This is a genomic window from Kocuria atrinae C3-8 (assembly GCF_000286355.1).
Lineage (GTDB): Bacteria > Actinomycetota > Actinomycetes > Actinomycetales > Micrococcaceae > Kocuria > Kocuria atrinae_A.
Map to the genome: position 1 here is coordinate 1 of NZ_AJXN01000086.1, position 8,967 is coordinate 8,967.

Annotated in this window: 11 protein-coding genes and 1 pseudogene; 6 read left to right on the forward strand and 6 right to left on the reverse strand. The window is 65.9% G+C overall.

The annotated features are described in order from the left end of the window. The first annotated feature begins 149 nt into the window (after nt 1-149). Genes YO9_RS0109620 through YO9_RS17860 form a run of 3 tightly spaced genes read left to right on the forward strand, consistent with a single transcriptional unit; the run spans nt 150 to nt 2,124 of the window. On the forward strand, nt 150-1,280 hold the full coding sequence (locus YO9_RS0109620) for a protein kinase domain-containing protein (RefSeq protein ID WP_223286366.1): 1,131 nt from the start codon (nt 150-152) through the stop codon (nt 1,278-1,280). Continuing rightward, entirely contained in the window at nt 1,274-1,948 is a 675-nt protein-coding gene (locus tag YO9_RS0109625; RefSeq protein WP_031273031.1) for a PASTA domain-containing protein, read from the forward strand. Before YO9_RS0109620 ends, YO9_RS0109625 begins: the two co-directional genes overlap by 7 nt. Further along, nucleotides 1,888-2,124 carry a hypothetical protein gene (locus YO9_RS17860; protein ID WP_223286367.1) on the forward strand — a complete coding sequence of 79 codons (237 nt, stop codon included), beginning with the start codon at nt 1,888-1,890 and terminating at the stop codon, nt 2,122-2,124. The genes YO9_RS0109625 and YO9_RS17860 overlap by 61 nt, the downstream gene beginning before the upstream one ends. Before the next feature lie 146 nt (nt 2,125-2,270). On the opposite strand, the pseudogene YO9_RS0109635 reads toward YO9_RS17860, so the two are convergent. After that, nucleotides 2,271-2,911 (reverse strand): annotated as a pseudogene (locus YO9_RS0109635) (anthranilate synthase component II). Between the two features lie 174 nt (nt 2,912-3,085). On the opposite strand from YO9_RS0109635, the gene YO9_RS0109640 reads away from it, so the two are divergent. Both YO9_RS0109640 and YO9_RS17865 read left to right on the forward strand, forming a co-directional pair. Beyond that, entirely contained in the window at nt 3,086-3,385 is a 300-nt protein-coding gene (locus YO9_RS0109640; protein ID WP_016997274.1) for a hypothetical protein, read from the forward strand. Continuing rightward, nucleotides 3,385-3,537, forward strand: a complete 153-nt coding sequence (locus tag YO9_RS17865) for a cell division protein CrgA (RefSeq protein ID WP_262925649.1) — start codon at nt 3,385-3,387, stop codon at nt 3,535-3,537. The genes YO9_RS0109640 and YO9_RS17865 overlap by 1 nt, the downstream gene beginning before the upstream one ends. 373 nt (nt 3,538-3,910) lie before the next feature. On the opposite strand, the gene YO9_RS0109655 is transcribed toward YO9_RS17865, so the two are convergent. The 5 genes from YO9_RS0109655 to YO9_RS0109675 form a co-directional block, all read right to left on the reverse strand. Next, nucleotides 3,911-4,462: a YceI family protein gene (locus tag YO9_RS0109655; RefSeq protein ID WP_016997276.1), complete on the reverse strand. Its 552-nt coding sequence runs from the start codon at nt 4,460-4,462 to the stop codon at nt 3,911-3,913. 184 nt (nt 4,463-4,646) lie between these two features. Beyond that, on the reverse strand, nt 4,647-5,684 hold the full coding sequence (locus YO9_RS0109660; RefSeq protein ID WP_016997277.1) for a pirin family protein: 1,038 nt from the start codon (nt 5,682-5,684) through the stop codon (nt 4,647-4,649). Nucleotides 5,685-5,747: 63 nt separating this feature from the next. Then, nucleotides 5,748-6,419, reverse strand: coding sequence for a flavin reductase family protein (locus tag YO9_RS0109665; protein WP_223286369.1), 672 nt, complete (start codon nt 6,417-6,419; stop codon nt 5,748-5,750). A 186-nt stretch (nt 6,420-6,605) separates the two neighbouring features. After that, a complete protein-coding gene (locus YO9_RS0109670; RefSeq protein WP_016997278.1) occupies nt 6,606-7,133 on the reverse strand; it encodes a flavin reductase family protein in 528 nt (175 codons plus the stop codon). A 101-nt stretch (nt 7,134-7,234) separates the two neighbouring features. Next, nucleotides 7,235-7,906 (reverse strand): alpha-ketoglutarate-dependent dioxygenase AlkB family protein, encoded by a 672-nt coding sequence (locus YO9_RS0109675; protein WP_016997279.1) that lies wholly within the window; start codon nt 7,904-7,906, stop codon nt 7,235-7,237. Nucleotides 7,907-8,146: 240 nt separating this feature from the next. Here YO9_RS0109675 and YO9_RS0109680 point away from each other — a divergent pair. After that, on the forward strand, nt 8,147-8,967 hold an 821-nt coding region (locus tag YO9_RS0109680; protein ID WP_223286370.1), incomplete at its 3' end, for an ATP-grasp domain-containing protein.

Sequence of the window (8,967 nt, forward strand, 5' to 3'; positions counted from 1 at the left end):
CCCGCCGACGGCGCGCGTCGTCGCCCGCTAACGGCCAGTTGCAGAGCGTGGCCGAGGCTGCGCGACCGGATGCTGCCCAGGGCCAGCAGGGCGCGACCGGCGCAGACCAGGGTTCCGGCACCGGAACCGAGGGGTGACCGAGTATGCCGATGCCCGCAATGCCTGACCTGATCAACGACCGCTACAAGGTCGGTGAGGTCATTGGTCGCGGTGGCATGGCCACCGTGCACCTGGGTGAGGACACCCGTCTGGGGCGTCGCGTAGCCATCAAGGTATTGCGGCCGGAGCTCGCGGCGGACGATACGTTCCACGAGCGGTTCCAGCGTGAAGCCCAAGCCGTGGCCTCCCTCAACCACCACACGATCGTGTCGATCTACGACACCGGTGAGATCAAACCCCAGGGCCCGGACGGCGTGACCCGCCCGTACATCGTGATGGAGTACGTCCCGGGTCAGACGCTGCGGGAATTGATCCACGGCAAGGGCATTGAACCCGAACAGGCCATCGAGTACATGTTCGGCATCCTGGACGCCCTCTCCTTCAGCCATCGCGCGGGCATCGTGCACCGCGACATCAAGCCGGCCAATGTGAAGGTCACCCCGGACGGCGGGGTGAAGGTCATGGACTTCGGTATCGCACGCGCCGTGGAGGACACCCAGGCCGCGCTCACGCAATCCCAAGCGGTCCTGGGCACCGCGCAGTACCTGTCTCCCGAGCAGGCCCGGGGTGCCGCGGTCGATGCGCGCTCGGACCTGTACTCCGCTGCGTGCGTGCTGTTCGAGATGCTCACCGGCCGCGCGCCGTTCGTGGGCGAGTCCTCGGTGGCCATTGCCGCCCAGCACGTGCGGGACGCCCCGCCCGCGCCGTCCGCACTGAACCCCCAGTTGCCCAAATCCGTGGACCGGTTCATGGAGAAGGCGCTGGCCAAGGACCGCGATCATCGCTATTCCGACGCCGCTCAGATGCGTCGCGCGCTGCGTACCGTTCTCGTCGAGCTGCCGGACGATCTCGAGGCCACCCAGGCCATGGATCCGACCCAAACCGCCGGCACCAGTACCAAGACCCTGCCCGCAGTGGGCGCGGGTGCCGCAGCCGGCGCCGTCGTTGCCGCGGGTCGCAGTGAGACCGCCGAGCAGCCGGTGCAGGCGCACCACGAAGCAGAAGCCTACGAACTCGATCCCGATGAGAACACCGAGGACGTCCCCGCGGGCCGGCGCCCGGGACACGGAAGCCGCGCAAGGAGAAGGGCGGCAACAGCTGGATCCTCCCCGCGGTGCTGATCGTCCTGCTCATCACGGGCCTCGGGATCGGCGGAGTCCTGGGTGTGCAGTGGTGGCAGAACCAGCAGGTCGAACAGCCCGCGATGGTTTCCGTGCCGCAGGTCGTGGGCATGGACCGCACCACGGCGGAGAACACGCTGCGTGATGCCCAACTCGAACCTACCTTCAGCACCGAGAACAGTGATTCCGTGCCCGAGAAGCACGTGATCAAGATGGACCCCTCCTCGCACCCGGTCGAGTCAGGTTCATCCGTGGCCGTGACCGTGTCGGACGGTCCCGGCACCGTGGAGGTCCCCAACGACCTGGTCGGTCAGAGCCTGGACAACGCGCGTAACGCGCTGCGCGAGGCCGGCCTGAGCGTGGGCATGGTCAGCACGGTGAACAGCGCCACCGTTCCCGAGAACGTGGTGATATCTACCGATCCCGCCGGCGGAACCACGCTCGACAAGGACAGCCCCGTGCAGTTGCAGGTCTCCACCGGCCGGGTCACCGTGCCTGATCTGGTGGGCATGTCCCGTTCCGAGGCCGAGGATGCGCTGCGAGCGGACGACGTCCGGCTGAGCTTCAACGTGGCGGTACGCGATTCCGAGGACGAGCCACGGACACCGTGCTCGAGCAGTCCGCTCCGGCCGGTTCCTCGGTGGCCCAGGGGTCCACGGTCACGCTGACCATTGCGCGTCAGGTCACGCCGTCGCCCACGCCCACCCCGGAGCCCAGTGATGAGCCGACCGAGGAACCGACCTCGGCCGAGCCCACGCCGTCCGCCGAGCCGGAATCGGCGGGCAATAATTCGGACGAGCAGGGCGAAAGGCCCTCCGCCGCGCCGTCCCGTTCCCGCGGCTAGTAATCCCACGGACGACGACGCCGTGCTCCCCCTTCTCGGGGAGCACGGCGTTTTCGTCGCTGCCGCGGATGTTCTGGCAAGCCCTTGACGCCAGGCTCGTTCCCTACCTGAAGGTTAGGCGGTGCTGGACTTCAGGGTGCCGAAACTCACGCGGTCATGAGCGGGGACAGCCCCGCGGCCGCGGCTGCGGCACCCACCTGGCCGACCTCTTCGAGCCACGTGCCGAGCATGAGATACCCGCCCTCGGTGAGCACGGACTCGGGGTGGAACTGCACGCCGTGCAGCGGTGCGGTGCGGTGCTTGAGGCCCATGACCACCTGGCCGTCCTCGGTGGTTGCGGTGACCTCGAGGCAATCGGGAACCGTGGCGGCGTCGACGGCGAGCGAGTGGTACCGCGTGGCCGTGAACGGCGACGGCACGGAGGCGAACACGCTGGTGCCGTGGTGAACGAGCTGGGAGGTCTTGCCGTGCATCAACTGCTGCGCGTGACCCACGCTGGCGCCGTACACCTCACCCAGAGCCTGGTGGCCCAGGCACACGCCCAGCAACGGGGTCTTGGTCTGCTCTGCCCAACGGATCAGGTCGGGGCACACCCCGGAATCCGCCGGTGCACCGGGCCCGGGGACAACAGGACACCTTGGTGTTCACCGGCCAGGGCGGTCACCGCGGCGACGTCCAGGTCGTCGTTGCGGATCACCGTGGTTTCGGCACCCAACTGCTGGAGGTATCCCACCAGGGTGTAGACAAAGCTGTCGTAGTTATCCACCACGAGAATCTTCACGGACACGAAAGCTACTCCTGCGCGTACAAGCGATTAGACGGAACTATCGCGCAAGTCTACGCCCGCGCGAGCGGATAGACTGAACGCCGGTTTCACGCCCACGGCGTCTCAAGCTCGCAATGCGTACCGTGGAGGGGTCCGGTCCCCGCACGTCCCACGCAGCAGGAGGAATGATCAGTAGTGTCCCAGCCCAAGAAGCGATTCGGTAAGTCCCGCGAGTCCCTGGAATCCAACCAGAAGTACGCGATCACGGACGAGGATCGTCAGCTGACCGAACTGGCTGCCCAAAATCTTCCCCGCAACCGTCACGCGGAAGCGTTCGAGAAGTCGATTGCCCGCGACAACGCCGGTTCCACCTCCGCCACGGCGGACGGCACGGACGAGTTGGAGGGCGAGAAGAACAAGAAGGCCCTGCGCAAAGCCGCCAAGCGTGACCGCACCGGCGAACCCCAGCCGACCCCCATGTGTACAAGGTGGTGATGATCGGCCTCATGATCGTGGGCCTGCTGTGGATCATCGTGTACTACCTGTTCCAGGGCACCCTGCCCATCCCGGGGATCAACGTGTGGAACCTGATCATCGGCCTGGTCTTCATGATGACGGGGCTGATCATGACCACCAGATGGCGCTGACCCGCAGTTCTGCGCCCGTAGATTTCTCAGCCCAGGAGGCACACCGTGGCCACGCCATCGCGGCAACCGGATCCAGAACCTGACCCTGTAGACCCCACCCGTACTGGGGACGCCGAGGACCTTGGTCCTGAGTCCCAGCAGGAGCCGGGTACGGAAAAGTCCCGGCCGCAGGATTCTGCGACCGGGACGCCCCGCTCATTGAAGACCGCAAGGGCGATGGGGGGAACAAGCGTCAGATCAACGCCGCCCGCATGGAGGTGCGGGTGCGGCGGATCGCACTGCTGCTACTTGTCCTGGTGCCCTTGGTGTACTTCATCGTGCAGTCACTGCGCTGACCCTCTCCCTGGCCCGCGCAGTGACTTCACGTGCGGGCTCAGTTGGCTTCGGGAGCCACGAATTCGACGTCCAGGTCGATGCTGACCTTGTCGGACACCATCACGCCGCCGGCCTCGAGAGCCGCGTTCCAGGTCACGTTGAACTCCTTGCGGGAGATCGCGGTGGAAGCGGTGAAGCCTGCGCGGGTCACACCGAAGGCATCAACGGCCACGCCGTTGAACTCAGCTTCCAGCTCGACCGGCTTGGTCACGCCGCGCAGGGTCAGCTCGCCGGACACGGTGCCTTCGCCGTCGGTCAGGTTCAGGCTGAGGATGCGGTAGGTCATCTCCGGGTGGTTGGCCACGTCGAAGAACTCCTCGGAACGAACGTGGTTGTCACGAGCTTCGTTCTTGGTGTTCACGGAAGCCATGCCCACGACGATCTCGCCGGTGGACTGAGCGGCATCCTCAGCAACGTTCAGCTGACCGGTGACGTCCGAGAACTGGCCGCGCACCTTGGAGATGCCGGCGTGGCGAACGCTGAAGGCCACCTCGGTGTGGGCGGGGTCGAGGGTCCAGGTGCCGGTGGTCATGCCGTTCAAAGTAGTCATGGGGGTTCTCCTTGAAATTGTCGCGCTCCCCGTTCGTCCGGGGAACTATTGCTTGCTTCGGAAACTACTTTACTCGCCCGTGTTGAGATGTCAACCAATTCCGCAGAAAGTATTTATATGATCCGCGTCATAGAAAAACCCGATCCGGAATCGGATCGGGTTTTCTCTAGCTGTCGATGCCGCACTACGGCCTGGGCTTGAGCCGCACGTTGGGCAGCTTGGGCGCCGGAAGAGCGCCGTCGTCGTGTGAATCGGCGACGACGCTCGGGAACCTGCCGTGCGGATCGGCGTCCGCGGCGGGCGGGGCGTCGTCCGCGTCGATCGCGGCTTGCCAGGCGTCGCGATAGGCGACGATCTCGTCGTGGGAGCGGCCCACGAAGTTCCACCACATGGTGATCTGCTCACCGAACGGGGTGCCACCCAGGATCAGGAGAATGACTTGCTCGCCCTGGGGAACCTGGAACTTCAGCTTGCGGGCGCCGGTGGCAATGTGGGCCAGCTGGGCTGTCTTGAGCACGCCCCTGGGTCCGTCGGAGTCGGGGTCCACCTGGATCAGGGTCTTGCCCTCGTCCAGCAGCACGCCGTGCTCGAAATCCTCGTTCAGGTCGAATTCGACCTCCACCGTGTGCTCGGTCGCGTCGACCACGAGCTCGGCACCCAACACGGGGTGGAAGGAATGCACCGGCGAGCGCTGCCCCGCGAATTCGCCCAGGAACACGCGCAGGTCCCAGTCCTCACCGCTGAGCGGCTCAGGGGTGTAGGCCTCGAAACCAGGGTCGGTGTCGCGGGATTCATCCGGCAACGCCAGCCACAGCTGGGCACCGTGCAACACGGTGGTGTCCGGAGTGGAGTACTCGGTGTGACTGATACCGCGCCCGGCGGTCATCAAGTTGATGCTGCCCGGAGTTACGGTGGCCTTGTGGCCGGCCGAGTCCTCGTGGTCGATGCGGCCGGTGAACAGCCACGACACGGTTTGCAGGCCGGTGTGCGGGTGCGGCGGAACGTTCATGCCGCCGGTTTCGGAAACGTCATCGGGGCCGTAATGGTCCACGAAGCACCACGGGCCGATCATGGTGCGACCACGCGCGGGAAGGGTGCGGCGCACCTGCATGGCGCGCGGGCCACCCAGCGGAACCTCGCGGGGGTCAATGATTTCCAGGCCCTGCGTGGGCTCGTCTTCGCCACACAGCTGTTCTGAGGGATCCGGTTCGATATTGCTCACTGGGGGCCTCTTCCCTTGTTGTCCCTTGTCCGGGGCGTTCCCGCGGTCAGATCTGGTAGTCGATCACGGACTGTTGGCTGAGCCCGTGGAACTGCCGCTGGTGGTACACCAGGGTTCGCCCGAGCCCTCGTCGCCCAAATTCTCCACGACCGACGCGTTGAAGACCAGTGCGGGTCCGGCCTTCACGCGAGCCAGCGGCACGGCGCGGAGCACACGGCGCACACCCAACAGGCGGGGTTCACCGGTGGGCAATGACTCCCACGGCATATCGTCGCCGAAACGCGGGGCTCCAGAAATCGAGAAGGCGCGGGCCAAGTCGATATTGTCCGCGTCCAGGAAGTGCACCAGGAACGACTCGGCGTCGGCCACGATCGCGGCCGAACCGCGCTTGGCCTGCAGCGAGAAACCCAAGATGGGCGGTTGCGCGGAGATCGACGACAACGAGGACGCCGTGAGACCCACCGGCCCCTCCGGTCCCGCAACGGTGATGATCGCGATTCCCGCGGGGTGCTGACCGAAGGCGGCCTTGAACCCGTTGATCAGGTTCTCGTCCTCGACGAGTTCCTCCGTGGGCGCCACGAAATCCGCAACCTTGGCGGACGCGTGCTCGGCCTCCCTGCCGCTGGCGGGCACGGAATCCAGCACGTGCTCGTGACGGTCCGGGGACATCTGACCAGCGCTATCCGCTCCGGTTGTCGAATCACCGGGACTTGCGTTGCGGGGCTGATCTGTCATGAGAAGTCCTTCCGAGGAGTGGACGTGATGGGCGGCCTCAATCACTGTGAGGCACGCGCTAGCTGTAACGGGGGCTGACTCTCCACAATTCCAGGCGGCACCGGATTCGTTCATCCGGCAACGCAACAGTCCGTCACAATCACCGGCGAGCGCCCAACGATCTCGTGGCCACGTGAACCCACACGGCTAGCGCAGCGAGCGGTACTCGCGCGCAAAATGCACGAGCGGCTGATCAGCGTTTCCCGAGCCCTCGCCGCGCCCCATACTCACCACGCGCCCCACGAACACTTCATGAGTGGCGGCAGTGTGGCTCGAGACGGTTTCGAGTTCGAACCACGCCAGGGAGCCGTCCAGCACCGGAGTTCCTGAACTCTCCGTTCGGTGGAACGGAATGGAATCAAGCAGGCCGTCCACGGGGTTACCGGGACTCGCCAACCAATTGGCCACGGAACGCTGGGCCGAGTTCAGCAGGCTCAGGGTCCACACGCCGGAGGTTTCCACGGCCTCGCAGATCCGCCCCATGTCGTAGAGGCAGACCAACATGGTGGGCGGGTCGTAGGAAACGTCCGCAAACGCGGTGACCGTGGCCGCGTGGTCCTTGCCCCGGTGTCGCGCGCACACCACGCCCACACCCGCCGCGTGGTCACCGGCCAACAACCGATAGCGATCCACCTGATCGTCCGTGGGTTCGGGGTCCACTGCCTCTACGTCCATGCGTTCAGTGTGACATTCCCGCCGACGACGCCGCGCATCCCCGGCCTGCTGCCTCACCTTTCCCTTCAGGCCGCTCGCCCATTCTCCGGCCGGACCATTCGCTACCCCTGTCCCCCGGTCATCCGCAGCGTGATGTTGAGCCTGCCGCCGTGCTTCATCCCCAACTGTGGACCGCCGGTTCCTGGATACACCTTGGGCACCCCGTGGAACGCGTACCGGGAGGGGCCGCCGAACACGAACAGATCCCCGGAACGGAGCTCGATGTCCTGATAGGGCGCGGTGCGCGTCTCCGTATTGCCGAACCGGAACACGCACGTGTCCCCCAACGACAGAGACACGATGGGCGCGGCCGAGTACTCATCCTTGTCCTGGTGCATGCCCATGTGGGCTTGGGAGTCGTAGTAGTTGATCAGCGCGGAGTCCGGCTCGAAGTTCAACGCCAATTCATTCAGCTCGCCGTACGCGTCCGCCGCGGCCCGTTGGCCCATGTGCACGAGCCACTCCGGCAGTTCTTGGACGCCCGGCCCTGCGCTCGCACCGTACCGATAGGGCCGCCAATTGCGGCCCAGCATGACCGACTGCACGGACATCCGACCACCACCGGGCATGACCTGGTGCCGCATGGGAGAGTCCCTGACCCACACGCGACACTGCGTGACCAATTGAGCCTGCTGTTCGGGATCCAACCAGTCAGGAAGGTGCACCGCACCGGGTGCCGGTTCCTGACGTTCACGCGGTACGGAGAACAATTCGTTGACCTCGAATTCGGCCATATATCAAGCCTACGCAGCACCCCCGACATGGTTAACCCGCTGTTCATGAACCGTTAACCCTCGCTGCTACTGTCGAGTTATGGGGAATAAGCGTCGTGTTTTGATTGTGAGCACGGGACGCGATCGGGGGGCCCTGACGGGGCGCGTGCGCTCGGACGTGCAGGCTGGCACGTGGGGATCGGCACGCCTATCGGCGGGGGAATGCCCGGAGCGTCTCGTGAAAGTTCGGTGCACCATTTCGTGCCAAAACCACGCGGGGATGATTCCGCGTTCCTGCACGGGGTTCAGGCCGCCATCGAGGAGGGCTCCTACGACATCGTCTTCGGTGGCGGTGACGACTGGATGGCCGCCCTTTCCGCATACAAGGACCAGATTCCCGCGGTGGTCGCGCACCCAGACAAGAACGCCGTGGACGCCGGCCTGGACAAAGTGGTCCTCGCAGAAGCGTCCGCAGCCGCCGGCCTGGCCGCCCCGTACACCGTGACCGCGACGCCCGAGGAACTCACGGATTGGCAAGGCCCCGTGGTGGTCAAGTGCCGCGCCCACTGGTCGCAGGGCCAGACCCGCCCCCATCGCATTGATGCGCGCCTGTTCCCGGACACCGCCTCCGCTCAGAATCAGGTGAACCGCATCCTGGTCGCCGGGGCCGAACCCATCCTGCAACGCCCCGTCAATGGCGGGCTGAGCGCACTCATCGGCATTTTCCATGAGGGTCGCCTGCGCGCCCGCGTCCAACAGGTCAGTCCGCGCCTGTTCCCCACCCCCGACGGAGCATCTTCCCGCGCTGTCACCGTGCCCGTGGACGAGGACCTGGTCGCCCGTTCCGAGGACCTCCTCCGCAATCTCGGCTGGTCCGGCCTGGTGGAACTCCAGTTCCTCACGGGGGAGGACGGCGCTCCACACCTCACCGACCTCAACGGCCGCTTCTACGGGTCCATGTCCCTGGCCGAAAAGGCCCGCCCAGGCCTGGTGGACGCGTGGGCCCGCACCGAACTCGGCGAACCGTTCCCCGATCTCTCGGACGGTCGCGCCGGGGTGCGGTACTCCTGGTTCGCCGGGGA